The sequence below is a fragment of the Silicimonas algicola genome, assembly GCF_003148765.1.
GTDB classification, from domain to species: domain Bacteria; phylum Pseudomonadota; class Alphaproteobacteria; order Rhodobacterales; family Rhodobacteraceae; genus Silicimonas; species Silicimonas algicola.
Map to the genome: position 1 here is coordinate 261,636 of NZ_QGGV01000001.1, position 25,481 is coordinate 287,116.

Below are 25,481 nucleotides of genomic sequence, written 5' to 3' on the forward strand. Positions count from 1 at the left end.
TCATCTGATCCAAACATAGAAATTCAGGAGCAAGCGACATGGCTGCTAAGGACGTCAGATTCGATACCGATGCCCGTAACCGCATGCTGAAGGGTGTGAACACCCTTGCAAACGCGGTAAAAGTCACGCTCGGCCCGAAAGGCCGCAACGTGGTGCTTGAGAAATCCTTCGGCGCTCCGCGCATCACCAAAGACGGTGTGACGGTTGCGAAGGAAATCGAACTGGAAGACCGGTTCGAGAACATGGGCGCGCAGATGGTGAAAGAAGTCGCCTCTCGCACCAATGACGAAGCCGGCGACGGCACCACCACCGCCACCGTGCTGGCCCAGGCTCTCGTGACCGAGGGCATGAAGTCGGTCGCGGCCGGCATGAACCCGATGGACCTCAAGCGGGGGATCGACCTCGCCGTCTCGAAGGTCGTCGCAGCCATTAAGGCCGCTGCCCGTGACGTGACCGACAGCGCCGAAGTCGCGCAGGTCGGCACCATTTCGGCCAACGGCGAAAGCGAGATCGGCCGCCAGATCGCCGACGCGATGCAGAAGGTCGGCAACGACGGCGTCATCACCGTCGAAGAGAACAAGGGCCTCGAGACCGAGACCGAGGTCGTCGAAGGCATGCAGTTCGACCGCGGCTATCTCTCGCCCTACTTCGTGACCAACCCCGAGAAGATGTCCGCCGAGCTGGACGACTGCCTCATCCTTCTCCACGAGAAGAAGCTGTCGTCGCTTCAGCCGATGGTTCCGCTGCTCGAGTCGGTCATCCAGTCGCAGAAGCCGCTCCTCATCATCGCCGAGGACGTCGAGGGCGAGGCTCTGGCCACGCTCGTCGTGAACAAGCTGCGCGGCGGCCTGAAGATCGCCGCCGTCAAGGCGCCGGGCTTCGGCGATCGTCGGAAGGCCATGCTTCAGGACATCGCGATCCTGACGGGCGGCCAGGTGATCTCGGAAGACCTGGGCATGAAGCTCGAGAGCGTCACGCTCGACATGCTGGGTTCCGCCAAGCGCGTCCTGATCAAGAAGGACGACACCACCATCATCGACGGTGGCGGCGAGAAGGCCGAGATCGAGGCCCGCGTCTCGCAGATCCGTCAGCAGGTCGAGGAAACCACCTCGGACTATGACCGCGAGAAGCTGCAGGAGCGTGTTGCGAAGCTGGCGGGCGGCGTTGCCGTCATCCGCGTCGGCGGCATGACCGAGATCGAGGTGAAGGAGCGCAAGGACCGCGTCGACGACGCGCTGAACGCGACCCGCGCTGCGGTCCAGGAAGGCATCGTCGTCGGCGGCGGCGTGGCTCTGGTTCAGGCTGGCAAGAAGCTGGATGGCGTCAAGGGCGAGAACAGCGACCAGGACGCGGGCATTGCCATCGTCCGCCGTGCGCTCGAAGCTCCGCTGCGTCAGATCGCCGAAAACGCGGGCGTCGACGGCGCGGTCGTTGCCGGCAAGATCCGGGAATCCTCGGACCTGTCCTTCGGCTTCAACGCTCAGACCGAAGAGTATGGCGACCTCTTCAAGTTCGGCGTGATCGACCCCGCGAAGGTCGTCCGCACCGCACTCGAGGACGCCGCGTCCATCGCGGGCCTGCTCATCACCACCGAAGCGATGGTGGCGGACCGGCCGCAGAAGGAATCCGCTGGCGGCGGCATGCCCGACATGGGCGGCATGGGCGGCATGATGTAACAGCCGTTCCGACGGCTTGACGGAAAGGGCGCCCTCGTGGCGCCCTTTTCTTTGTCAGACGGTGACTTCTCCACGCAGGACTTCTCGCACGCCGATGTCCTCTGTCTCGAATGCGCGCGCGAGAACGGCTATCGCCTCCTCGGGCCGGCCTGACCCGCACATGAAGATGTCGAAGGCGGCATAGCCGTGCTCGGGCCAGGTGTGGGCGGCGATATGGCTTTCTGCCAGCACCGCGACGCCGGTGATTCCATGCGGTGAAAAGCGGTGCGTGTGGAGATGGAGCAGCGTCGCGCCGCAGGCCGACACGCAGTCGACAATCGCCTGCCTCACGCGGGCCTCGTCGTCGAAGCCCCGTCCGTTCCTGACGTCGATCAGGAGATGAACTCCGGCAAAGGCGCGAGGTCCCCGCCGCACGAGGTGATCGGGGGCGCCCGGTTGAGTGTGGGAGGGGGTGAGAGTTCCGGTGTCCATCATGCGCCCGTGCCGCTTTGGTCGAAACGTGTCCGACGCGGGGCAGGGGGGTCAACCGGAAACGGAAAGGGCGGCACCAGGGCCGCCCCTCCGGATCAATGTTGCGTCAGTGGACGTTGACGGGCGCCAGATCGTTCTGCCGCGCGAGGATGAAGGCGAGGCTACGATCCCGCACGAGAGCCAGACGCTCGCCGTTTGCGGAGTGGACGGCATAGACCTGGTCGCGACCTTCGGCCTGCCCCTGCATGTCCTTGGGCAGGTCCGACACGTCCACCGGGCGGACGTAGACCAGTCTTTCCATATCGTGTTCCTTGAAATCGAATGGTGTATTCATGATCCCTTACCCCTTCTCGATGCGAATTGTCTGCACGACGCTTTCGGGCTGGGCCCGAGCAAGGTCGATGTGCAAGAGACCATTGGCCGTCGCTGCGCCCGAAACCTCAACGCCATCGGCCAGCAAAAAGGTCCGCTGGAACTGACGCGCCGCGATGCCGCGATGCAGAAAGACGCGGCCCTCATCGTCGGCGATCTGCTTTCCGCGCACCACGAGCTGCCTGTGCTCGATAGTGATGGACAGGTCGTCCTGAGCGAATCCCGCGACCGCAAGCGTGATGCGGAAGGCATTCTCGCCGACCTGCTCGATGTTGTAGGGCGGATAGCCGTTCTCGGACTTGGCGGTCCGCTCGACCAGGCGTTCGAGATGATCGAAGCCCAGAAGAAAGGGGTGTGTCCCCAGGGTCAGTTTGCTCATGGTCGTCCTCATTCAAGCGACGATGCGATGCGGCCCCGAACGGCGACCGCGTTTCTTCCCCCAAGATATGGAGAGCGTAATTCGTAACGCAAGGGTTAATGGGCCTTGGCGGAACGACTCCGTTACCGCTATTTTAAGGCATCTCGAGCGGAATAAGACGCATGAACAAACAGACAACCCGGCAGATGGAGACGGACGACGTTCTTCGCGTCGAGCTCGAAGAGTTCAAGCGCGAGCATCGGGACCTGGACGTCGCCATCTCGGCGCTCGAGGCGACGGCGGGAGACCAGCTGACGATCCGGCGGCTGAAGAAGCAGAAGCTGTACATCAAGGACAAGATCGCGCAGCTCGAGGATCGTCTGACACCCGACATCATCGCCTGACCGATTGCGGGTCCGGCCCGCTGCCGCTAGGGTCCGCCGGGTGTCGGACACGGGCAAGGGCAGAGCGATGACAACGACGGTCGGGATCATCATGGGCAGCCAATCCGACTGGCCGACGTTGAAGCCCGCCGCAGCCATACTGACCGAGTTCGGCGTGGCGCACGAAACGAGGATCGTGTCGGCGCACCGGACACCGGATCGGCTGTGGGACTACGGCACGTCGGCCGTCGAGCGCGGACTGAAGGTCATCATCGCCGGCGCGGGCGGTGCGGCGCACCTGCCGGGCATGATCGCGTCCAAGACGCGCCTTCCCGTCATCGGCGTCCCGGTACAGACGCGCGCCCTGAACGGGGTCGACAGCCTTTATTCCATTCTCCAGATGCCCCGCGGTTTCCCCGTCGCGACAATGGCCATCGGCGAGGCCGGCGCGATGAACGCGGGCCTCATGGCAGCGCAGATCCTGGCACTTGAGGACGACACTCTTGCGCGGCGCATCGACGACTGGCGTGCCGCGCTGTCGGCGTCGATCCCGGAGGAGCCGCAGGATGACTGACCCCCTTCGCCCCGGCCAGACGATCGGCATCCTCGGCGGCGGCCAGCTTGGCCGGATGCTGGCGATGGCCGCCGCGCGGCTGGGCTTCCGCGTCCACATCTACGAACCAGGAGCGCGGCCGCCCGCAGGCGAGGTGGCCGAGTTGACGTTCACCGCCGGCTACGACGACGCCGATGCGCTGGAACGCTTCGCGTCGGGCGTCGACGTCGTGACCTACGAGTTCGAGAACGTCCCGGCCGAGGCGCTGGACCGGATCGAGGCGCTTGTTCCCATCCGCCCGAACCGTCAGGCGCTGTCGGTCAGCCAGGACCGGCTGGACGAGAAGACGTTCTTGACCGAGATCGGTCTGACAGTGGCGCCTTTTGCGACCGTCAATCCTTCGGCGTCGGACGCGGCGGGAGAACTGGCAATGGCGATGGCCAGCGTCGGCCTGCCAGCCATCCTGAAGACACGGCGTCTTGGCTACGACGGCAAGGGCCAGGCGCGGATCGACAGCCACGTCGACGGACCCGCCGCCCTCGAGACGATGCAGGGCGCGCCGGCGGTCCTCGAAGGCTTCGTCACCTTCCGGCGCGAGATCAGCGTCATAGGGGCGCGCGGAAGCGACGAAGAGATCGTCTGCTTCGAGCCGGGCGAAAACGTCCACAGGGACGGCATCCTTCACACCACCACCGTTCCCGCCGCCATCGACGACGACACCCGTGCCGAAGCCTATGCCATCGCGCGAACCATTCTCGTCGCGCTCGACTTTGTCGGTGTCATGGGGGTCGAGCTTTTCGAGACCGACGCGGGCCTCGTGGTGAACGAGATCGCGCCACGCGTCCATAACTCGGGCCACTGGACCGAAGCGGGCGCGGTCGTGGACCAGTTCGAGCAGCACATCCGCGCGGTCGCGGGCTGGCCGCTGGTCGATCCGATGCGCCATTCCGACGTGGTCATGACGAACCTGGTCGGCGACGACGTGGCTTCGGTCGCGGACATCGCGGGAGAAGCGGGTGCGCGGCTTCATCTCTACGGCAAGGCCGAGGCCAGGCCGGGGCGGAAGATGGGGCACGTCACGCGCATCACCGGCCCGGCCCGCGACAGGTGAGCTTTCTCGACGACCCCACACCGCGGGTCGCCGTCCGGGGCCTGATCCTGCATAACGACCGGCTGCTTCTCGTCAACGCATGGCCGGACGGACAAAGCGACCTCCTCTGCGCGCCTGGCGGGGGTGTCGATAGAGGCACATCGCTGCCCGAGAACCTCGCGCGGGAAATCCACGAGGAGACGGGGCTGACGGTGGAGGTGGGAGGCGTGGTCATGGTGAACGAGTTCCACGACCCGTCCCGCGGATTCCACCAGGTCGACGTCTACTTCCGCTGCACCATCATCGCAGGCGATCCGTTCGGAGACTGGACCGACCCCGAGGGCGTCGTGACCGAGCGCCTTTGGCTGACGCGGGAGGAATTGAAGTCTCGACGGTTCAAGCCGGACAGCCTGCCGCAGGTCGCCTGGGACGGCGCGGCGCTGGAAGCCTTCTACGACCCTCTCGAACTCGCGGTCCGCTGACGGCCTCCGAGGACGCCGAAGGCGACGCCTCCCAGAACGACCGCGCTGGCAACGATCAACCTCGCGTCCGGTACCTCGCCCAGAAGAGCGGCACCGCCCAGCAGAGCGATAACCGGCACCGTCAGTTGCGTCAGCGCGGCGACCGAGGCGTCGAGGCGGGGAAGAACCGTGTACCAGAGGGCATAGCCCAGACCCGACGTCACCGCACCCGACAGGACGGCGAGGCCCGCGCCTTTCGCGGTCAGCCCATCCAGTACGATCAGCCAGGCGGCAAGCGCCACAGGTGCCGCCAGAAGGAAATTCGCCGCCGTCTCGGCCAGGGGACGGGCGACGCCGCGTCCGTTCAGCGAGTAGACGCCCCATCCGACGGCGGCGACGGCCATGGACAGTGCGGGCAGGACGGACGGTGCCCCGGAGGCTCCCGGCAGGAGAAGCCAGGCCAGCCCCGTCAGTGCCGCAGCGGATCCCAGCCAGCGGGCAGGGGCAGGCCGTTCGCCCAGGGCAAGGGCGCCGGCGAACATGGTGATCTGCACGCCGCCGAACAGGATCAGCGCCCCGGTGCCCGCAGCGAGGGCCGTATAGGCGAAGGAGAAGCCCAGCATGTAGGCCGACAAGGACGCCGTGCCGATCAGGCGACGCCGCCCGGACAAGACCGGGAGGCCGGTCGTCCAGAGCGCGAGCGCCGCAAGACAGGTGGCCCCCGAGACGATCCGGAGGGCGGCGAAGGCGGCCGGGCCGGTGCCGGGATCAAGCAGGGCGGCTCGATTGAGAAGTGAATTCGCCGCGAAGGCCACCATCGTCAGCGCCACGAGGAGGGCGAGGCGCACCCTCAGTCCTCCAGCACGAACCGGGCGACGGCCGCCACGTCACGGTCGCCCAGTCCCGCCTCTCGGGCGAGTTCGAACAGCCGAGCCATTTGGGCCATCGCGGGCAGGTCCAGCCCGTGGGACGCACCCTCGCCCAGAAAAACGGCCGCGTCCTTCAGGGCGCCGTCGATCGAAAAGCCGACCGTCGCGTCCTGACCGAGCATCGCCGGGAGCCGCGACTTGACCATCGGGGTCGTACCCGGGCTTTCGGCCAGGAAGGCGGCCATCGTGGCGAGGTCGAGGCCCATGGCCCGCCCCAGCCGCATTGCGTCGGGTGTCGCCGCGTAGGATCCGGCGAGGGAGACGTTGTTGACGATCTTCGCGGCGATACCCGCACCCAAGGGACCTATCGTGACGACCCTGTTCGACAGGATGTCGGCCACGCGCCGGAACCGCGCCACGTCCGCCTCGGCGCCGCCCAGGAAGAGGCCCATGCTGCCTGCCGCCACCATCTCGGGGCCGCCGGAGATCGGGGCGTCCATCAATCTGCCCCCGGCGGCTTCGATCCGCTCGGCATGGCGGCGCACGAGATCGGGTGACACGGTCGACGTCTCGACGACGAGCCGTCCGGACAGGTCGTGACCGGCGAGGGCGGACAGAACAGCATCGACTGCCCCGTCGTCGAAGAGCGACAGGATCAGGATGTCGGACTCCTCGACCAGTGCGCTCAGATCGGACATCAGGGCATAGCCGCTCCGCTTCGCCAAGGCAGCGTCGCCTCCTGAACGGGACCACCCGGCCGTCGCGAAGCCCTCGGCCACGGACTTGGCGGCGAGGGCTGCGCCCATCCTCCCGAGACCCGCGATCCCGATCCTCTCCGCCATGGCGCACCCCCTTATGGACAGCCTCGGGCCCCTTGCCTAACGTCCCACCCGAACGGAAGGAGCGGCGGCATGTCGGATCACCTTAGGTTGGGCGTCAACATCGACCATGTGGCGACCGTGCGCAATGCGCGCGGCGGTGACTATCCAGACCCGGTGCGCGCGGCGAAACAGGCCGAGGCGGCGGGCGCGGACGGCATCACGGCCCACCTGCGCGAGGATCGCCGCCACATCACCGACCGTGACATCGAACGACTGACCGAGGCGCTGACGGTGCCCCTGAACTTCGAGATGGCGGCCACCGAGGAAATGCAGCTCATCGCCCTGCGCCACCGTCCCCACGCCGTGTGCATCGTCCCCGAGAAGCGCGAGGAGCGGACGACCGAAGGCGGGCTGGAGGTTGCGAAGGACGAGAACCGGCTTGCACATTTCATCGCTCCCTTGCGGGACGCGGGCTGCCGGGTGTCCATCTTCATCGCCGCCGACCGCCGCCAGATCGAGGCGGCGCACCGGATCGGCGCGGCGGTGGTGGAACTGCACACGGGCGCCTATTGCGACGCCCATGCCGAGGGCAGGTTTGCAGAGCGAGACGACGAACTGGAGCGGCTGCGCGATATGGCTTCGTTCGCTCATTCGCTCGGGCTTGAGGTCCACGCCGGACATGGCCTCACCTATGACACGGTTGCACCGGTCGCGGCTCTCCCGGAGGTGCGCGAGCTGAACATCGGGCATTTCCTGGTGGGAGAGGCGATTTTCCTCGGGCTCGATGCCTCGATCGCCGAGATGCGCCGGTTGATGGACGCGGCGCGGGGCTGAAGTCCCGGAGGCGTTGCCCCCGGACCCCCAGGATATTTGCGGACCGGCGAAATGCCGTCCGCCAGGTCTCTTAATCCACTGCCTTCGCCAGGGCTTGGTCGAGATCGGCGATGATGTCCTCGACATCCTCGATCCCGATCGACAGCCGGACCACGTTCGGCAGCGCACCCGAGGCCACCCGCTGTTCATCCGAAAGCTGGCGGTGCGTGGTCGAGGCCGAGTGGATCACCAGAGACCGCGCGTCGCCGAGGTTGGCGACGTGGCTGAACAGCTCCAGCGCATCGACGAGCTTCACCGCGGCGTCGTAGCCGCCCTTGATCGCGAAGGTGAAGAGCGCGCCGGCGCCCTTCGGGCAGATGCGCTTCGCCCGGTCGTGATAGGGGGAGGACGGCAGCCCGGCGTAGGTGACGCTTTCGATGCGGTCGTCGGCCTCGAGCCAGGCCGCGACCTTCTCGGCGTTGGCGACGTGCTTCTGCATCCTGAGCGACAGCGTCTCGATCCCCATCAGCGTGTAGTGCGCGCCTTGCGGGTTCATCGTCATGCCGAGATCGCGCAGGCCCACGGCGATGGAATGGAACGTGAAGGCCATCGGACCGAGCGCGCCGTGGAAGTTCAGCCCGTGGTAGGCGGTTTCGGGTTCGGACAGCGAAGGGAACTTGCCCGAGGCCGACCAGTCGAACTTGCCGGAATCGACGATGGCGCCGCCCGTGACGGTGCCGTTGCCGGTGAGGTACTTCGTGGTCGAATGCACCACCAGCGTCGCGCCGAACTCGATCGGCCGGCAGAGATAGGGCGAGGCCGAGGTGTTGTCGACGATCAGCGGCAGGCCGACCTCGTCGGCGAGCTTTCCGATGGCGTCGAGGTCGGTGACATAGCCGCCCGGGTTCGCGATCGACTCGCAGAAGATCGCGCGGGTGTTCTCGTCGATGGCGGCTTTCACGGCGTCCAGATCGTCGAAGTCGATGAGCTTGGCCGACCAGCCGAAGCGGCGGATGGTCTGGGTGAGCTGCGTATAGGTGCCACCGTAGAGCCGCGTCGAGGCGACCACGTTGCAGCCGGGCATCATCAGCGGGAAGAGCGCCATGATCTGCGCCGCGTGACCCGACGAGCAGCAGATGCCGCCGACGCCGCCTTCGAGTGCCACGATCCTCTCGGCCAGCGCCGAAACGGTTGGGTTGGTCAGGCGCGAGTAGATGTAGCCGACCTCTTCGAGGTTGAAGAGCCGCGCGGCGTGGGCCGCGTCCTTGAAAACGAAGGCCGTGGTCTGGTAGATTGGCACCTGCCGCGCGCCCGTCGCCGCGTCCGGAGTGTTGCCGGCATGGACCTGAAGCGTGTCGAAACCCTGCTGTCTGTCGGACATGGGTGTCCCTCCCTGATGGATTATTCTTCGCCTTCTCTAACCTGCCTCCGCGCGCGCGTCGACGGTCAGCGCATCCACAGGCCTTCGCGCTTGATGCGGTTTCGGATTGGCTTCTCGCTCGGCGGCAGGCGCGTCTGGTCGAAAAGCGCCCGCACCTTGTCGCCCCGGTTCTGGAAGATCATGCGGCGGAAGGGCGGATGTCCCTTCAGAGCCTTCTTGACCCAATTCGGCCGCGTCACCTCGGACAGGAGGGACAGCACGCTGTCGGGGGCCTTGGCGTAGAGGAGGGGCAGGGCGCGCCAGTGACAGGTTACGTCGCCGTCGAGACCGGCAAGCTCCGGCCCGGGTCGTCCACCGCCGAGCTTGGCGATGACGAGCGGCAGCGCGATCTGATCGAGCCAGGGATAGATCGCCTGGCTTGCGAGTTCGGGGAGAGGGTCGTCGCGGATGGCGGTCATCACGCGGATCATCTCTCCGCTGAAGACGCGGGGATCGCGATGAAAGAACCAGCCAGCGTTGAAATAGAGATACCGCCGCCAGTGCTCGTCGGGTTCGGCCAGGTCGAGCGTCGGCTCGAAGGGAATGTCGAACCGGTCGTAGAGCGCACGCCAGATGCCGCCATATCCGGGCCCGTAGAGCGGGGGTTCGGGCCAGGTGTTCTCGCGCGCCATCGAGGCGGATGGCCGGTTGAAGTCGAAGAGGACGGAAGCGATGTCGCCCAGGATCAGCGTGTCTGTGTCGAGGAACACGAAGGGACGGCCTTCGGGGAGGGCGGCCAGCGCCTCGACCTTGTTGCCTTGCGGATAGCTTGCGCCGAAATGCTGGTTCTCGAATGGCACGATCTCGGCGTCCAGCCGTCGCAGGGCGGCAAGGGCCGTTTCGTCCGTCATCCGGGGGTCTTCGGGCCAGAGGGGGCCGGGCCGCGGTTCGGCCACGATCAGGCGACCCGCGAACCCCGGCGCGGCGTGACGCAGCGAGGCGGCCAGAAGGACGGCTTCGTAGGTCAGGCGGCCCGCCTGCGCCACGATGACGATGTCGAATGTCCCCGACTGCCCGTTGTCCGGCATGTTCCTTCCCCGCTCCCGCCGCATCATGGCGCTGTTCGGCGGGTCACACAACCTGCGCCGCGCGGGGGGCCGGGTGTGCCGACGGCGCGAAGGGTCTGGACAAAGGGTGATCGCTCCGGGGGAATCTGCCGATCATTCGTCTAAACTGCTCTTGATGTCAGGAGCGGGCTCTGATGCACAAGAGGCATGGATCATGCAGCCCCTTACCCGCCCTATTACATCCGCGACATCCTGGACGAAGTGAAGACGATCGCCGTCGTGGGCGCGTCTCCCAAGCCGGGACGGCCGAGCTATGGAGTCATGCGCCGGCTGATCGCGGCGGGTTACAACGTCATCCCGGTCAATCCCGGACAGGCGGGCAAGGAGATCCTCGACCGCAAGGTCGTCGCCACCCTCGCCGACATTGACGGGCCGGTCGACATGGTGGACGTGTTTCGCGAAAGATCAGCTTTGAAGGGCGTCGCGGATCAGGCGGTCGCAATCGGGGCGAGGGTGCTCTGGACGCAACTCGACCTCGTCGATCCCGACGCGGCGCGGCTGGCCGAGGACGCGGGTCTGAAGGTCGTGATGGACCGTTGCCCTGCGATCGAGTTGCGACGGCTGGGACGCTAGGACAGCGGCTCCCATGAGGGCGGGCGCTTGTCGAGAAAGGCGCCGATGCCTTCCTTCGCGTCCTGTTCCAGCAGGTTCGCGACCATCACTCGTGCAGTGTGGGCATAGGCCTCGGCCAGGGGCATTTCGGCCTGCTCGTAGAAAGCGCGCTTGCCGATCCTGAGCGTTCTGGGCGATTTGGCCGCGATACGGGCGGCGAGTGCCAGGGTCTCGTCTTCCAGCCGATCCGCGTCGACGACGCGGTTGACGAGGCCAAGCTCCAAGGCGCGTGCCGCAGACACGGGGTCGCCCGTCAGAAGCATCTCCATCGCCGCTTTGCGGCCCACGTTGCGGGTCAGGGCAACCATCGGCGTCGAGCAGAAGAGCCCGATATCGACGCCCGGCGTGGCGAAACCCGCTTCGGTCGAGGCCACGGCCAGATCGCAACTGGCGACAAGCTGACATCCGGCGGCGGTGGCGATGCCGGCAACCCCGGCGATCACGGGTTTGGGGCAGAGAACGATGCGCCGCATGAGGTCCGAGCAGGCGGCCATCAGTTCTTCGAAGAACAGCCGACCCTCGTCGGGCCCGGCGCGCGCGGCACGTATCTCGCGCAGATCGTGTCCGGCGCAGAAGGCCGTCCCATCGGCGAAGATGACGATGACGTGGATGCCGGGGTCCTTCCCCAGGCGGGTCACGGCCTCGTCGAGGGCGCCGATCAGCTCCCTCGACAGGGCGTTCCGGGCCTCCGGGCGGTTCAACCGCAGCTCGGCGATGCGGTCATGGCGGCGTTCGATCAGGATGGTGTCGGTCATCGTCGGGCCGTATACCACGGCACACGGATAAGTTCCAGATTCTGCGTCAAAATTCCGCGTTCGGTTGTGCCGCGTCTCGGGCTAGGCTTCGCGTGAACCGAGAGGCATCCCATGTCCACGATCCGCGACCACGACCTGCGCTATCCCCTTGCGAACGAGTTGCACGCGCGACCCTTCCCGGCCCTCAAGGCCCCGTGCCGCGCGGCTTTTCTGGCGGTCAAGCGTCCGGTCGATGCGGCCGCGCGGGACCGCGATCTTGACCGGGCGCACCTGATCGAGCTTCTCGACCGCTTCGGTGCGCCGCACCCGCAGCCGGGCGCAACTCACTGGTTCGGCGAGATAGGGCGGCATCAGCTCAAGTGGGAGAACCACACGGAGTTCGTCACCTACACCATCTTCGGCCCTGGCGTCGCGGATCGACCTTTCGATGCGGCGACCTTTTCGGTCTTTCCACAGGACTGGCTGGACCGCGCTCCCGGCGAGCGGATTACGTCCGCCCTGATCCGTATCGAGGTCGCCAAGGACCGCGTCGCCATACCCGACAAGCTGGACGCTTGGTTCGTCCCGGAAAGCCTTGCGGCGAGCGAGGTTCTGGACGGCGAGGCAGTGATGGCGGGCGATTTCCGCATCGATCCTGCGGGCCACATGCGTTTTGCTCTTTTCGTCCGCCCCGAGATGGGAGAGCGGCGGACCGGGCGCGTTGTGCAGCGCATGTGCGAGATCGAGACCTACAAGACCATGTCGATGCTGGGCCTTGCGCGCAGCCGTCATATCTCGCCGAGGCTGGGCGCGATCGACGGGGAGCTGACGCGTTTGATGGCCGAGATGTCGGGCGATACGGCGCTTCCGGAGGCGACGCTGAGGGATCTTCTGAAAGTCTCGGCAGAGCTCGAAACTCTTCTGACGCGTACGTCGTTCCGCTTCGGTGCGACGACGGCCTACGAGGCTCTGGTCCATCAGCGCATCGGTATCCTGCGGGAAACGCGGTTCGGCGGCCGACAGACCTTTGCAGAGTTCATGATGCGCCGTTTCGATCCCGCGATGCGAACGGTCAAGGCGACCGAGGCGCGGCTTGCGTCGATGGCCGACAGGGCGACACGCGCCGCGAACCTCTTGCGGACGCGGGTCGATGTCGAGAGGTCGGCGCAGAATCAGGCTTTGCTCGCCTCCATGGACCGGCGGGCGGACCTTCAGCTTCGGCTTCAGCACACGGTCGAGGGTCTGTCGGTGGTGGCGATCAGCTACTATGCCGTGAACCTCGCGGGCTACGTCGCCTATCCGCTTCTGGAACCCGCCGGGATGTCCAAGGCTGTCGCGACCGCCATTCTCACGCCTCTTGTCGTGCTTCTGGTCTGGGCGATGATCCGACGTATTCGCAAGGGGATGCGCTGACGAACGGTCAACGACCCCGGATGCGTGGGTCGAGAGCATCGCGAAGGCCATCGCCGATGTAGTTCACGCTGAGGACCGTAAGCGAGATCGCCAGACCCGGAAGGACGACGCGTTCGGGATATTCGGTCATGCGCGGAACCGCGTCGGCAAGCTGTTTGCCCCAGGTCGGGAAGTCCGGCGGGAATCCGACGCCGAGAAAGGACAGGGCACTTTCGGTGATGATCGCGGTCGCAAGGCCCAATGTCGCCGACACCATGATCGGCGACAGTACGTTCGGCAGGATATGCCGCGTGATGATCTTGTTGTTCGGCGTGCCGATGGATCGGGCGGCAAGGATGAACTCTCGCTCCTTGAGGGCCAGCACGTCTCCACGGACGATCCGCGCGGTTTGCATCCAGCTTGTCAGGCCGATGATCGTGACGATCAGGATGAACATTCCCGTCTCGATCCCCAGCATCTGGCTGAGGCTTTCCCGGAACAGCGTCACGGCGACAAGAAGGAGCGGCAGAATCGGTAGTGACAGGACAAGGTCGGTGAACCGCATCAGGGGCCCGTCGAGCCGGCGGAAGAAGCCCGCGACGACACCGATCAGCGCACCGATGAACAGCGCCAGAACCATGCCCGTCCAGCCGACCGCCATCGACGTGCGACCGCCCTGCATGAGCTGCGCCAGCAGATCCTTGCCCAGGTTGTCGGTTCCGAGGGGGTGGTTCCAACCCACCCTGGCCTCACCGTTCCAGAGGACGGTATAGATCGGCCGCATGTCCTTCGCGCGGATGTCGAGCTTGTTGGGATCGAGCGTCCAGATGTAGGGGCCGATAAGGACGAAGAGCGTGATGAACGCGAAGAACAGAAGCCCGATCAGCGCACCCTTGTGATGGCTGAACTGCCGCCAGACGTCTGCCCACTTGTTGGTGGCCGGGTGCGGCTCTGTGATGATGGCCTCGGCCAGGACTTCAGTCATAGCGGATCCTCGGGTCGAGGATGCCGTAGAGGATGTCGGCGATCAGGTTGAAGACCACGATCAGGATCGCGAAGATGAAGGTCAGCGTCATCACCGTCGGTATGTCACTGGCGAAAAGTGCGCCGATCAGCTGGTCGCCGATGCCGTTCACCTTGAACACCCGCTCAGTGATGATCGCGCCGCCGAAGATCGTCGGGATGCCGAGTGCGATCACCGTCACGACGGGTATCATCGAGTTGCGCAGGACGTGGATCATCACGACCACCCACTCGGACAGACCCTTGGCGCGCGCCGTGCGGACATAATCCTGGTTCAGGTTGTCCAGCATCGAGGCGCGCATGAAGCGCGAAAGCTGAGAGGTGATCTGGAGCGCCAGCACCATGACGGGCAGCACCATCTGCCGGATCTGGGCCTGGAAGGTGTCCCAGCTCGTGACCCTCAGCGTCGTGTCGTAGATCGAGGGAAACCACCAGAAGCTGTCCCTCGGCATGTTGACCGAGAAGATGACGATCAGGAGCACGCCCGAGAAGAACGGCGGCATCGAGAAGCCGACCATCGACACGAAGGTGCCGGCGTTGTCGAAGACGGAATATTGGCGATAGGCCGAATATATGCCGATCGGCAGGGCGATGAGGATGGCGACGACGTAGGCCGTGCCGACGACCCAGAGGGTCTGCGGAAGGCGCTGGACGACGATGTCCATGACAGGGGCGCGGTGCTGCCAGGAGAGGATGCGCAGCTTGCCGTCCGAAAAATTCGTTCCGAAGATGTGGTCGGTCAGGACCAGAGGTTCGACCCAGAAGAACTGCACCAGCCACTTCCAGTACTGCACCACGAGCGGCTGATCGTAGCCGAGCGCCTCGCGCATCTTCTGGCGCACCTCGGGAGGGATGGTCAGCGGTTGGTTGGCGACCGGATCGCCGGGGGCCAGCTTCAGGAGAAGGAAGATGGCGAGGCTTATGAAGAGGAGCGTCGGCACGCTCATCGCCAGCCGTCGGAAGGTATAGGTCAGCATGTCGCCCCGCGTCCCAAGGCGTCGCCCCGGCGCAGGGCCGGGGCGACAAGTGGTCGGATCACTTGATCCGATACCAGTCGGCGACGTTCCAGAGCTCGGAGTCCCAGGTGTTGAGGTCAACACCGCCGAGTGTGACGGAATGTGCGGACAGGCGACCGCGGTCGACAAGCGGGATCATCATCCCGTTGGCGACGGCCATGTCGTTCAGTTCCTTCGCGATGCGACCACGCTCCTCGAGGTCGCCCGTGGCGGCAAGCTCCTTGTGGAGCGCATCGTACTCTTCCATGCAGAAGCGCGAGATGTTCTCGCCTTGCCACTGTGACGCCGGGGTCGGCGCCTTGTCGCAGAGACCGTTGCCCAGGTAGGCTTGGGGGTCGGTTCCGGCGAAGTTGTTGGCGTACATCTGCACGTCGGCATAGAACTTCTGGAACGTGTCCGGGCTGCCCGGATCGCCGCCGAAGAACACCGACGAGTCGACGTTGCGAAGCTCGACCGACAGGCCGATCTGCTCCCACCAGTCCTTGATCAGCGCCTGGAAGTCCTGACGGACGGCGTTGGTCGACGACTGGAACAGGATCGCGAGCGGAACGCCGTCCTTCTCGCGGATGCCGTCGCCGTCGGTGTCGACGATGCCGGCGTCGTCGAGAAGCTTCTTCGCGCCTTCGATGTCCTGCGTGTCGCAGGTCATCGACGTCGAGGCATAGAGCTGCGGCGCGGGAACCCAGTTGCAGGTCACGCGACCGGCCTGACCATAGCCCACTTCGACCAGAAGCGCGCGGTCGATCGCCATGGACAGCGCCTTGTAGACGGCAGGGTCCTGAAGGAAGGGGTGCGGCCGGACCACGGCACGCTCTTCAGCGCCGAGCGACGGGTCGGGGTTGGTGTGGTTCAGCATGATGCGTTCGACCAGCGTGCCGAAGCCCACGACCGGCTTGCCCTTGCCCCCCTGCTCCATCGTCGCGATGACGTCGGGCGCAAGCTGGAGGTTCCAGGCATAGTCGTACTCACCCGTTTCCATGACCGCGCGACCCGCCGCGGCCGCGTCGCCGCCGCCCTTGAACGTCACCGTCGCGAAGGCCGGCTTGCCGTCCACTCGGTAGTTCTCGTTGGCGACCATCGAGATCACGTCGTTCGGCTTGAACTCTGTGACGACGAAGGGCCCCGTGCCGATCGGCTTGAAGTTGGCCTCCGTACACTCGGGGGCTTTCGCACCCATGCAGTCGGCGAACTGGGCGGCCTGGATGATCGGGCTCTCGTTGCCCACGAAGGGGCCATAGGGGAAGGGGGTCGGCCCGTCGAAGTTGACGACGACGGTCTGCTCATCGGGCGTCTCGACGCTGGCGACACCTTCGAACTTGGTCGCCTGCGCGCAGCCGCCTTCGGGATGTGTGCAGTAGTCGTAGGTGAACTTGACGTCGGCCGAGGTGAAGGGCGTGCCGTCCGACCAGGTGAGGCCGGGCGTGATCTTCCAGGTGATCTGCGTCAGGTCTTCGGTCACGCCGCCGTTCTCGACCGTGGGAATCTCTTCCACCAGCCAGGGCAGCATGGTGCCCTCGGGGTCATAGCGGGCCAGCGGTTCGACAACCATCGAGGCGGCCTCGATGTCCTTGGTGCCGCCCGACAGGAACGGGTTCATGATCGAGGGCGCTTGCCAGTAGATGATCTTCACTTCGCCATCGCGGCCGCGCGGGCCCTCGTGCCCCGCGGCGAATGCGGTCGGGGCCAGCGCAGCGAGCGCGGCCGCCCCGAGTAGGGCTGTCTTGAGTCTCATGTCTCACTCCTTGTTGGAATCGAACGTGTCCGGGTATCCGCCCGTGAGGCGCGGATATGGTGCGATCTGGATTGGGCAGGTTGCGGTTTGCGCACTACCTTCGGCTTTTCGTCGTTGATCGTCCCACCCGGGGACACGGACAGCGAAAGCTTCGACTAAAAGGTCAACATATTGCAAGCGGTGCCGCGAGGTTACTGTTCAAAAAGACGCCACGGATCGGTCAGATGCCCGCGAAACGCGCAAAGCGCAGGGAACCGCGTTTGACAGGTGTTCCGCCAGACGCTTAGCGTGATCGGCAACGCCTTGATCGGGGACCAAGACATGCTGGACCGGCCGCTCGTCTCGTTGCGCAACCTGCGCGTCGAGTTCCAGACCAAGGACGGTCCCGTTCCGGGGGTCGAGGACGTAAGCTTCGAGATCGCGCCCGGAGAGACGGTCTGCGTCGTCGGCGAATCGGGGTCCGGCAAGTCGGTGTCGTCCCTTTCGCTCATGCGTCTGGTGGAATTCGGCGGTGGCCAGATCACCAGGGGCCAGCTTCTGTTCGACAGGGGCGAGAGCCACGGCGGCGTGATCGACGTGGCCGGCGCGGGCGACGGGCTGATGCGGACGATCCGCGGCAACGAGATCGGCATGATCTTTCAGGAGCCGATGACCTCGCTCAATCCCGTCTTCACCGTCGGTCGCCAGTTGACCGAAGGGCTTCGCGTCCATCTCGGAATGTCGAAGGAGGCCGCGACCGAGCGTGCGCTCGATCTTCTGCGCCAGGTGCGGATCCCCGAGCCGGAGCGTCGCCTGACGCAGTACCCGCACGAACTGTCCGGTGGGATGCGTCAGCGGGTCGTGATCGCCATGACGCTGGCATGCGAGCCCAGGCTTCTGATTGCCGACGAACCGACGACCGCGCTCGACGTGACGATCCAGGCCGAGATCCTCGCGCTTATCGACCGTCTGAAGCGCGAGACGGGGACGGCGGTTCTCTTCATCACCCACGACATGGCAGTCGTGGCCCAGATGGCCGACCGGGTCGTGGTCATGTATCGCGGCAGGAAGGTCGAGGAGGGGACGGTCGAGGAGATCTTCGAGAACCCGCAGCACGACTACACGAAGTCGCTTCTCGCCGCCGTGCCGAAGCTGGGAGAGATGACCGGCAAGTCCGCGCCCGAGCCGATGCGGTTGATGGGATCGGACAACGACGCCATCCGGCCGATCGTCGTGCAGGAGGACAAGGTTCTTCTGGATGTCCGGCACCTGACGACGCGCTTCCCCGTGAAGGGCGGCTTCTTCCGCCGCACCGTGGCCAACGTACATGCGGTCGAGGACGTCTCGTTCCAGGTGAAATCCGGTGAGACGCTGTCCCTTGTCGGAGAGTCGGGCTGCGGCAAGTCGACCTGCGGACGCTCGATCCTGCGGCTGGTCGAGCCTCAGGCGGGCGACGTCCTGCTCGACGGCGAGAACGTCATGGATTTCGGGCCAGAGGAGCTGCGACTGGCGCGCCGGGATATGCAGATGATCTTCCAGGATCCCTTCGCCTCGCTCAATCCTCAGATGCGACTGGCCGACCAGGTGGCCGAACCGCTGCATAACTTCGGGATCGGAACGGCCGGCGAACGCGCCGAGAAGGTGGCGAAGCTTTTCGACCGGGTGGAGCTTCCCCGTAGTTTCCTGCGCCGCTATCCGCATGAATTGTCTGGCGGACAACGCCAGCGCGTCGCCATTGCGCGCGCGCTCGCCCTCAATCCCAAGCTCATCATCGCGGACGAGGCGGTCTCGGCGCTCGACGTCTCGGTGCAGGCGCAAGTCCTGAACCTTCTGATGGAGCTTCAGGCCGACCTCGGGATCTCGATGCTGTTCATCAGCCACGACATGGCCGTGGTCGAGCGTGTCAGTCATTCCGTCGGCGTCATGTACCTGGGGCGGATCGTCGAACTGGGACCCCGCTCGGCGATCTTCGAGGACCCACGGCACCCGTATACGCAGGCCCTATTGAAGGCCGTGCCGGTCGCCGATCCGAGGCGGCGCAAGACCGAGAAGGATCTGAACTTCAAGCCGATCCCGTCGCCCATCTTCCCGGTTGGTCATGTACCCGAGCCTTCAACGTACGAGGAGGTGACGCCGGGCCACCACGTTCTGAAAGGCGGATGGGGCGGTTTCGACCGCGACTGATGTCACGCCACATTTGACACGAGAGCCTCGCTGACCGGGTCGCCGTGCAGGACCGACACGTCTCCCGTCGTTTCGAGGACCACGGCCTTCACGGTCGAAAGATCGCTGACATTGGCGCCGCGCAGTTTCTCGAGCAGGTCGCCGCGCGAAACGCGCTGCGCACGCATCTCGTGTTCGAGGAAATGGCCGTCCCGCATCAGGAGGACCGGCCGGTTCTGTAGGGTCCGACGCACGCGCGGCCACCGAAGCCGCGCTTTTGCCAGGATCACCTGAACCGCGAACAGGGTCGCTATCGCGGCGAGGGACTGTGCGAAGGCCAGCCACGTCTCCGACTGACTGGAGGTGGCCAGCAGGGAGCCCATGGCGATGGTCATCACGAAGTCGAAGTTGGTCATCTTGGAGAACGAGGACAGTCCCACGATCCGGACGAGGAACACGATCCAGGTGAGGCCCACCGCAGACAGAACGGTGCCGCGCAAGACGGCGTCCATGAAGGAATTGTCAACGAACATGGCAGGTGAACGGCTCTCACCGCCGCGAGTTCCGCGAGCCGACTTGAACCCGTCTTGCCCTTTCGCCTAACGTCGTCCGACCCTGCTAGGACACGACCCATGCCTGACGTGCTGTCGCCGCGCGCCATCCTTGAGCGCCTCGTTGCCTTTCCCACGGTAAGCCACGGGACCAACCTGCCGCTGATCGACTGGGTCGAGGGGTACCTTACGGCGCATGGACTGAAGGTTCACCGGGCCCCGAAAGAGGGCGATCCGACAAAACACGCCCTGTTCTGCTCGGTCGGTCCCGAGGTCGCTGGCGGCATCGTACTGTCGGGGCACACGGATGTCGTACCCGTCGAGGGGCAGGACTGGTCGACCGATCCGTGGACGCTGATCGAGCGCGACGGCCGGCTGTATGGCCGCGGATCCTGTGACATGAAGGGATTCGATGCGCTGGCGATCCATGCGCTTGTCCGGGCGAAGGATGCTGGCCTTGTGCGGCCCCTGCAGATCGCGCTGTCCTACGATGAAGAGATCGGCTGCATGGGCGCGCCGCCCCTCATCCGCGCGATGGACGAGGCCGGGCTGCCCCGCGCCGCAATCGCGATCATCGGCGAGCCGTCGATGATGAAGTGCGTCACAGGGCACAAGGGGGGCACTGGTTTCGACGTCCATGTCGAGGGGCACGAGGTCCATTCGTCGATCATGCACCGCGGCGTGAACGCGATCATGGAGGCGGCCAAGCTGATCGTTTGGGCCAATGAAATGAACGACTTGAACCGTGCGAAGAACCCTTCGGCCATCGCCTCGATCTTCGAGCCGCCGTGGACGACGCTGCATGTGGGCGAGATCAGGGGCGGCACCGCGCACAACATCACGGCGGGGGACTGTCACTTCCCGATCGACTGGCGCTTCGTCCCGGATGACGACGAAGAGGTCTGGAAAGAGTGGTTCCGCGACAAGGTCGCCGAGGTCGAGGCTGGCATGAAGGCGGTGGCGCCAGCGTCGGGCATTTACCTCAATCCGTTCTTCGGCGTACCGGGCCTGAGGCCCGAGACGGATGGCGCGGCAGAGCGGCTGGTGCGGTCGATCACGGGCGACAACGGCGAGCATGTCGTCAGCTATGGCACCGAGGCCGGGCACTTTCAGGACGCGGGCTTCTCGGCCGTCGTCTGCGGGCCGGGCGATATCGCGCAGGCGCATCAGGCCGATGAATTCATTGAGATTTCTCAGCTTGAGGCTGGCGAGGCATTCCTGTCTCGGGTGATCGACGACCTCTGCGCCTAGGAGGCTGAGACGACGATCACCCCGGTCATTCCCGCGCTGTGATGGGGATCACAGAAATAGTTGTAGGTGCCAGGGACGGTGAAGGTGTGGCGATAGGTGCCGCCGCCCTTGATCTGGCCGGAGTTGAACGGCACGGCGCCGGCCGGGATGGCGCTGGCGCGGCTGGACACGGTGTGGGTGAACGCCGAGATGTTGCGGAACTCCACCGTGTCGCCAGCCTTTATTTTCAATTGGTTGGGCGAAAATCGCAGGACCGGTGTCATGTCGACCACGGCATCGACGTTGGCGGGCTGACGTCCGTCGACGGCGGGGCCCGAGGTCGCGCAGGCGGCAAGGATCGCGAGGGGTGCCAGGAGGAGGAAGGGACGGGCAGACATGGTCGTACCTTTCGGCGGGGTGGCAGTTGGACGGTATTCTAGCACGGACCGGTGGGGTTTCACGAATGGGTTTGAACGACCTTCGGTATCGCGTCGGTATCACGTCGGTATTGCGTCGGTGCGACGCACGGCAAAGGTCACGCGAGTCCCGCCGCCTCCATCAGCCGTTCGGCTTCCGCCGCCATCAGCCGTTCGCGTCCCTCGCCGGTAAAGGCGACGCGCCCGTGTTCGAGGAAGAGCGGCGCCGCGAGCGGCGTCACGCGGTCCAGGATCACATGGTCGATGCGGCCGCGCGTGCGGTCCAGCATCTCTTCCACCCGGCCGTAGTCGACGAGCCCGCGCATCGCCTCTTCGCGCGTGATGTCGATGAGGAGGTGGCCGGGGTCGTACTTCTGGAGCGTGTCGTAGAGGATGTCGGACGAGAAGGTCGCCTGCCGACCGCTGCGGCGGTCGCGGTCCTGGTTCCGCTCCAACATCATGGCGGTGGTCGCGGTGGCGCGAAAGGTGCGCTTCATCACCGCGTTGCCCTTCATCCAGGTCTCGAACGTCGCGCGCAAGTCGCCCGGATCGAACAGGGCGGCCGCATCGTCGGGCGCCCGGTCGAGGCCCCAGACGAGGACCGCGTAATCGGTCGCGACGAAGCCCAGGGGACCGAGGCCGAGATCCTCCATCCGATTGGTCACGAGAAGGCCGAGGGTCTGCATCGCGTTCCGGCCCGCGAAGCCATAGACCACGGTGTTCTGGCGTCCGTCGTGGGGGAAGCTTTCGACCAGCAGCCGGTTCTCTTGCGGAAGCTGGGAGCGCTCGCGCTGAAGCGCCAGCCATCCCGCGGTGTGGGCGGGGAGGGCGGACCAGTCGTCGGACTGGAAGAGGCGCAGGATGCGGTGGCTGAGCTCGGTAGAGGTCGCGAACTTGGTCCCCGCGAAGGTGGCGATCTTCGGCGGCTTGTCGGCGCGGCGCGTGACTTCAACCGTCATCTCGCGCAGGCCCTCGTAGCGCACGACCTGCCCGCCGATGAGGAAGGTGTCGCCGGGGGTCAGCGTGGACGCGAAGCCCTCCTCGATCTCGCCGAGAGGCTGGCCTCCCATCCGGTTGCGCAGGCGGACCTTGAGCGTCTCGGTGTCCTGGATGGTGCCGAGGTTGCGGCGGATGTGCTGGGCCGCTCGCGGGTCGCGCAGTTGCCAGAACCCGTCGGGCCTTTGCTTGAGCCTCTGCCAGCGGTCATAGGCGCGCAGCGCGTAGCCGCCCGTCGCCATCATGTCGAGACACTCGTCGAAGGCCCGGCGGGTCAGGCCGGAATAGGCGCCGGCGGTTCGGAAGATGTCGTAGAGCGCGCCGGCCTCGAACGGCGCACGGCAGGCGTGGATGAGGATGTGCTGGCACAGCACGTCGCGCGGTCCCGGCCCGCGCGGCTCGCCGTCGAGATCGCGTTCGCGCACGGCGTCGAGAGCTGCCACGCATTCGACGACCTCGAAGCGGTTGGCCGGCACCACCAGCGCCTTTGACGGAGCGTTGTAGCGGTGGTTGGCGCGACCGATGCGCTGGACGAGGCGCTTGACGTTCTTCGGCGCGCCGACCTGGATGATGAGGTCGACGTCGCCCCAGTCGATGCCGAGGTCGAGCGTGCCGGTGCAGACGATGGCGCGAAGTTGGCCCGCGACCATCGCGGCCTCGACGCGCTGCCGCTGCTCGCGGGCGAGGCTGCCGTGGTGGATGCCGATGGGCAGGCTCTCGTCGTTGCGGAGCCAGAGTTCGTGAAAGAAGATCTCGGCCTGGGCGCGGGTGTTGTGGAAGATGAGAGTCGTCCTGTGCTTCTTCACCTCTTCCAGCACCCGCGGAATGGCGTATCCCCCGCCGCCCCCGGACCACGGCGGCAGCTCGTCGGTCCTGAGCATCGCGATGTCGGGGTCGGGACCCGGGTCGGCATGGACGATGCGACAAGGGTCGGGATGCCGCGCGAGGTAGCGGGCGATGGCGTCGGGGTCTTCGACGGTCGCCGAGAGGCCGACGCGGCGGAGGCCGGGGCGAAGCGCCTGCAACTCGGCGAGGCTCAGCATGAGCTGATCGCCGCGCTTGGATTCGGCCAGGGCGTGAATCTCGTCGACGATGACGCGGCTGAGGCCCGCGAAGATGTGAGGCGCATCCTCGTAGGACAGGAGGAGGGCGAGGCTTTCGGGCGTGGTCAGCAGGATGTGTGGCGGGTCGGCGCGCTGACGTTTCCGCTGGGTGGCCGAGGTGTCGCCGGTGCGGTCCTCGACGCGGATCGGCAGGCCCATCTCGGCGATGGGGGTCGAGAGGTTGCGGCGGATGTCGGCGGCCAGCGCCTTGAGGGGCGAGACGTAGATGGTGTGGAGGCCCTCGTGTCCGCCCTGGGCCAGTTCGGCGAGCGTCGGCAGGAAGCCCGCGAGGGTCTTGCCGCCGCCCGTGGGCGCGACGAGGAGCAGCGCCGGATCCTGCGCATTGGCCGCCATGTCGATCTGGTGGGGGTGCGCGGACCAGCCGCGCGAGGCGAACCAGTCGTGGAACCGCGCGGGAAGGGCGTCAGCCATCGGCGCGGGCAGGGGCCTTCACCATGCGCAACAGGTCCTCGTAGAGCGGCGTCCGCTTCAGCGTCTCGATCTTGGCGCGGTGCGCCTCGACCGCACGGTCGTGCAGCTCGGCGAGGCGGGCATCGGCCTTCAGTCGGTCGATTTCCCCGGCAAGCCTGTCCTGGTGCGCGAGCATCGTATCGTTCCGTTCGAAGGATTGGTTCCTGCGGCGGAAGTAGGTCTTGTCGACGCGGTTTTCCACCACGGCGTCCCCGCGCGCGACCTTGACGAGGAAGCTTTCGAGCGACCGGAGCGCATAGTGGTGCAGGGTGACGAGGTCGAACATGCCGCGCGCGTCGGTGCCTTTCTGGTGGACGTGGCGGAGGTCCTCGGGAAAGGGGCGTCCCGACCCGTCGAGCCAGGACAGATCGCCCGCCGCCGCCTTGCGGGCGATGGGGCGGTGGTTGCGGATCGACAGGCGGGGGTCGGTGCGCGTGATCGACTTGAAGCCGCGGCGGCTGCGCCACTTGCCGGGGCGCGTGCTGGAGCACTGGACGAACTGGCCGGTGACGGGTCGATCCTCGTAGGCGATGCGGTCGCCGATGCCGAAGACGGTCTCCGAGATCGACAGCACGTCGGGCCAGTCCAGCCGGGCGAGGAGGTCCTTCAGGCCGCCGTCGCCGCCGGTCAGAACGGGAAACTCGTCGACGTCGGAGAGGAACACGTAGTCGGCATCGCGCCAGTCGCGCAGGAGCCGGGCATAGGCGATGCCGGTGGTGTGCGGCTTGAGGCGAAGGGCGCTTTCGGCGGGTGCGATCGCCATCGGGTTCGGCAGGTGGCGGACGACGCCCATTCGGTCGAGCTGGTCGAGGATCAGGTCGGTGCCGTCGTCGCAGTCGTTGCTGAGGACGAGGATGCGGTCGACGCCCATGAGCCTTTGCCAGGCGACCCATTCGACGATGAAGGGTCCCTCGTTCTTCATCACGGTGAAGGTCAGGAGGACGGGGTCGGACAAGGGGGCCTCGGACAAGGACGATGGCTTCTGCCTAGCATCCGGGGGAGGCGTTTACCAACCCCGCTCAGTCGGGGATCGTGAGGTCGGACACCGACCGGCGCAGCTTCTCGATCTCGGCGGCGATGCGGCCGTCGGCGTCATCGGGGCCGGTGGACCAGCTGCTGAAGCGGTCGAGAAGGGGGAGGAAATCGGCGCGTTCCTCGGGTGTCCAGCCGGCGAGGAAGGCACCCATGAAGAGGAACTTGTATTCACGCACCGTCTCGACAAGCGTCTCGCCGAGGGGCGTAAGCTGGAGGATGGCGCGGCGGGCGTCGTGCTGGCTGACGCCGCGGGTCACGAGACCGCGCCGGATCAGCTCAGACACGATGCGGCTGGCGCGCGAGGGATCGACGGCGAGGCGCTGCGCCACGGTGCCGACCATGATCTCGCCCTCGCCGCCATCGTCGTATTCGTTCGCGGGCGACCAGATGACGGTCAGCGCGTCGAGCTGCGACAGGTCGATGGGAAGGCCCATGTCGGCGATGGCGCGCTGGCCAAGCTCGCGCTTCTGGAAGCGGCGGCGCCACCGCTGGAGAACGGCGTCGACACGGAACGCATAATCCACGGCTTCGGGGTCGACCCCTGCGGCGGCGAGGTCCTGCTTCAGTCGTTCATTCCGGCTTGCCAAGTGATGGTTCCCGAATTATATGCCTTTGACAGTTATGTGCATATCGCATGTATCTACCGCCCCCGCAAGCAACAAACCGCGCACCTG

At 66.0% G+C, this 25,481-nt stretch carries 26 protein-coding genes; 10 read left to right on the plus strand and 16 right to left on the minus strand.

Going from position 1 to position 25,481, the window contains the following annotated elements; all coding sequences use genetic code 11:
• Window positions 1-38: 38 nt before the first annotated feature.
• Window positions 39-1,676, plus strand: coding sequence for a chaperonin GroEL (gene groL / locus C8D95_RS01285; RefSeq protein WP_109757334.1), 1,638 nt, complete (start codon window positions 39-41; stop codon window positions 1,674-1,676).
• A gap of 54 nt (window positions 1,677-1,730) precedes the next feature.
• Here groL and speD read toward each other — a convergent pair whose 3' ends face one another.
• The 3 genes from speD to C8D95_RS01300 all read right to left on the minus strand — a co-directional run bounded on the left by speD (window position 1,731) and on the right by C8D95_RS01300 (window position 2,898).
• Window positions 1,731-2,150 (minus strand): adenosylmethionine decarboxylase, encoded by a 420-nt coding sequence (gene speD / locus C8D95_RS01290; protein ID WP_109757335.1) that lies wholly within the window; start codon window positions 2,148-2,150, stop codon window positions 1,731-1,733.
• 103 nt (window positions 2,151-2,253) lie between these two features.
• Window positions 2,254-2,481: a DUF1150 family protein gene (locus tag C8D95_RS01295; RefSeq protein WP_109757336.1), complete on the minus strand. Its 228-nt coding sequence runs from the start codon at window positions 2,479-2,481 to the stop codon at window positions 2,254-2,256.
• A 6-nt stretch (window positions 2,482-2,487) separates the two neighbouring features.
• Entirely contained in the window at window positions 2,488-2,898 is a 411-nt protein-coding gene (locus C8D95_RS01300; protein ID WP_109757337.1) for an Hsp20 family protein, read from the minus strand.
• 161 nt (window positions 2,899-3,059) lie between these two features.
• Here C8D95_RS01300 and C8D95_RS01305 point away from each other — a divergent pair, with 161 nt between their 5' ends.
• From C8D95_RS01305 to C8D95_RS01320, 4 genes are all read left to right on the plus strand, one after another.
• On the plus strand, window positions 3,060-3,281 hold the full coding sequence (locus C8D95_RS01305; protein ID WP_109757338.1) for a YdcH family protein: 222 nt from the start codon (window positions 3,060-3,062) through the stop codon (window positions 3,279-3,281).
• 67 nt (window positions 3,282-3,348) lie between these two features.
• Window positions 3,349-3,834 carry a 5-(carboxyamino)imidazole ribonucleotide mutase gene (gene purE / locus C8D95_RS01310; protein ID WP_109757339.1) on the plus strand — a complete coding sequence of 162 codons (486 nt, stop codon included), beginning with the start codon at window positions 3,349-3,351 and terminating at the stop codon, window positions 3,832-3,834.
• On the plus strand, window positions 3,827-4,924 hold the full coding sequence (locus tag C8D95_RS01315; protein ID WP_109757340.1) for a 5-(carboxyamino)imidazole ribonucleotide synthase: 1,098 nt from the start codon (window positions 3,827-3,829) through the stop codon (window positions 4,922-4,924). The genes purE and C8D95_RS01315 overlap by 8 nt, the downstream gene beginning before the upstream one ends.
• On the plus strand, window positions 4,921-5,385 hold the full coding sequence (locus C8D95_RS01320; RefSeq protein ID WP_109757341.1) for an NUDIX domain-containing protein: 465 nt from the start codon (window positions 4,921-4,923) through the stop codon (window positions 5,383-5,385). Before C8D95_RS01315 ends, C8D95_RS01320 begins: the two co-directional genes overlap by 4 nt.
• Here the strand turns inward: C8D95_RS01320 and C8D95_RS01325 are convergent.
• Complete coding sequence (locus C8D95_RS01325; protein WP_206508409.1) at window positions 5,355-6,212, minus strand: DMT family transporter; 858 nt, start codon at window positions 6,210-6,212, stop codon at window positions 5,355-5,357. The genes C8D95_RS01320 and C8D95_RS01325 overlap by 31 nt on opposite strands.
• A gap of 2 nt (window positions 6,213-6,214) precedes the next feature.
• Window positions 6,215-7,075 carry an NAD(P)-dependent oxidoreductase gene (locus C8D95_RS01330; protein WP_109757342.1) on the minus strand — a complete coding sequence of 287 codons (861 nt, stop codon included), beginning with the start codon at window positions 7,073-7,075 and terminating at the stop codon, window positions 6,215-6,217.
• Window positions 7,076-7,144: 69 nt separating this feature from the next.
• Between C8D95_RS01330 and C8D95_RS01335 the strand changes: the two genes are divergently transcribed.
• Window positions 7,145-7,888, plus strand: coding sequence for a pyridoxine 5'-phosphate synthase (locus C8D95_RS01335; protein WP_109757343.1), 744 nt, complete (start codon window positions 7,145-7,147; stop codon window positions 7,886-7,888).
• Between the two features lie 70 nt (window positions 7,889-7,958).
• Here the strand turns inward: C8D95_RS01335 and C8D95_RS01340 are convergent, their stop codons facing one another.
• Both C8D95_RS01340 and C8D95_RS01345 read right to left on the minus strand, forming a co-directional pair.
• Window positions 7,959-9,248, minus strand: a complete 1,290-nt coding sequence (locus C8D95_RS01340; protein ID WP_109757344.1) for an O-acetylhomoserine aminocarboxypropyltransferase/cysteine synthase family protein — start codon at window positions 9,246-9,248, stop codon at window positions 7,959-7,961.
• Between the two features lie 65 nt (window positions 9,249-9,313).
• Window positions 9,314-10,315 carry a hypothetical protein gene (locus C8D95_RS01345; RefSeq protein WP_109757345.1) on the minus strand — a complete coding sequence of 334 codons (1,002 nt, stop codon included), beginning with the start codon at window positions 10,313-10,315 and terminating at the stop codon, window positions 9,314-9,316.
• Window positions 10,316-10,501: 186 nt separating this feature from the next.
• Between C8D95_RS01345 and C8D95_RS01350 the strand changes: the two genes are divergently transcribed.
• The gene (locus tag C8D95_RS01350; protein ID WP_109757346.1) at window positions 10,502-10,927 is read left to right on the plus strand and encodes a CoA-binding protein; all 426 of its coding nucleotides are present in this window, start codon (window positions 10,502-10,504) and stop codon (window positions 10,925-10,927) included.
• Here the strand turns inward: C8D95_RS01350 and C8D95_RS01355 are convergent.
• A complete protein-coding gene (locus tag C8D95_RS01355) occupies window positions 10,924-11,721 on the minus strand; it encodes an enoyl-CoA hydratase (protein ID WP_109757347.1) in 798 nt (265 codons plus the stop codon). The genes C8D95_RS01350 and C8D95_RS01355 overlap by 4 nt on opposite strands.
• Window positions 11,722-11,832: 111 nt before the next feature.
• Here C8D95_RS01355 and C8D95_RS01360 point away from each other — a divergent pair, with 111 nt between their 5' ends.
• On the plus strand, window positions 11,833-13,113 hold the full coding sequence (locus C8D95_RS01360; protein WP_109757348.1) for a DUF3422 family protein: 1,281 nt from the start codon (window positions 11,833-11,835) through the stop codon (window positions 13,111-13,113).
• A gap of 7 nt (window positions 13,114-13,120) precedes the next feature.
• On the opposite strand, the gene C8D95_RS01365 is transcribed toward C8D95_RS01360, so the two are convergent.
• Genes C8D95_RS01365 through C8D95_RS01375 form a run of 3 tightly spaced genes read right to left on the minus strand, consistent with a single transcriptional unit; the run spans window position 13,121 to window position 16,863 of the window.
• Window positions 13,121-14,077, minus strand: coding sequence for an ABC transporter permease (locus C8D95_RS01365; RefSeq protein WP_109757349.1), 957 nt, complete (start codon window positions 14,075-14,077; stop codon window positions 13,121-13,123).
• Window positions 14,070-15,092: an ABC transporter permease gene (locus C8D95_RS01370; protein ID WP_109757350.1), complete on the minus strand. Its 1,023-nt coding sequence runs from the start codon at window positions 15,090-15,092 to the stop codon at window positions 14,070-14,072. The genes C8D95_RS01365 and C8D95_RS01370 overlap by 8 nt, the downstream gene beginning before the upstream one ends.
• Before the next feature lie 58 nt (window positions 15,093-15,150).
• Window positions 15,151-16,863 carry a peptide ABC transporter substrate-binding protein gene (locus C8D95_RS01375; RefSeq protein WP_109757351.1) on the minus strand — a complete coding sequence of 571 codons (1,713 nt, stop codon included), beginning with the start codon at window positions 16,861-16,863 and terminating at the stop codon, window positions 15,151-15,153.
• 321 nt (window positions 16,864-17,184) lie between these two features.
• Here C8D95_RS01375 and C8D95_RS01380 point away from each other — a divergent pair, with 321 nt between their 5' ends.
• Entirely contained in the window at window positions 17,185-19,026 is a 1,842-nt protein-coding gene (locus tag C8D95_RS01380) for an ABC transporter ATP-binding protein (protein ID WP_109757925.1), read from the plus strand.
• A gap of 2 nt (window positions 19,027-19,028) precedes the next feature.
• On the opposite strand, the gene C8D95_RS01385 is transcribed toward C8D95_RS01380, so the two are convergent.
• Complete coding sequence (locus C8D95_RS01385) at window positions 19,029-19,538, minus strand: DUF421 domain-containing protein (protein WP_109757352.1); 510 nt, start codon at window positions 19,536-19,538, stop codon at window positions 19,029-19,031.
• Between the two features lie 99 nt (window positions 19,539-19,637).
• On the opposite strand from C8D95_RS01385, the gene argE reads away from it, so the two are divergent.
• A complete protein-coding gene (argE, locus tag C8D95_RS01390; protein WP_109757353.1) occupies window positions 19,638-20,807 on the plus strand; it encodes an acetylornithine deacetylase in 1,170 nt (389 codons plus the stop codon).
• On the opposite strand, the gene C8D95_RS01395 is transcribed toward argE, so the two are convergent.
• From C8D95_RS01395 to C8D95_RS01410, 4 genes are all read right to left on the minus strand, one after another.
• Complete coding sequence (locus tag C8D95_RS01395) at window positions 20,804-21,184, minus strand: cupredoxin domain-containing protein (protein WP_109757354.1); 381 nt, start codon at window positions 21,182-21,184, stop codon at window positions 20,804-20,806. The genes argE and C8D95_RS01395 overlap by 4 nt on opposite strands.
• Before the next feature lie 137 nt (window positions 21,185-21,321).
• The gene (locus tag C8D95_RS01400; protein ID WP_109757355.1) at window positions 21,322-23,733 is read right to left on the minus strand and encodes a ligase-associated DNA damage response DEXH box helicase; all 2,412 of its coding nucleotides are present in this window, start codon (window positions 23,731-23,733) and stop codon (window positions 21,322-21,324) included.
• Window positions 23,726-24,727 carry a glycosyltransferase family 2 protein gene (locus tag C8D95_RS01405; protein ID WP_126918476.1) on the minus strand — a complete coding sequence of 334 codons (1,002 nt, stop codon included), beginning with the start codon at window positions 24,725-24,727 and terminating at the stop codon, window positions 23,726-23,728. Before C8D95_RS01405 ends, C8D95_RS01400 begins: the two co-directional genes overlap by 8 nt.
• A 64-nt stretch (window positions 24,728-24,791) precedes the next feature.
• Entirely contained in the window at window positions 24,792-25,394 is a 603-nt protein-coding gene (locus C8D95_RS01410; protein WP_109757357.1) for a MarR family winged helix-turn-helix transcriptional regulator, read from the minus strand.
• Window positions 25,395-25,481 lie beyond the last annotated feature (87 nt).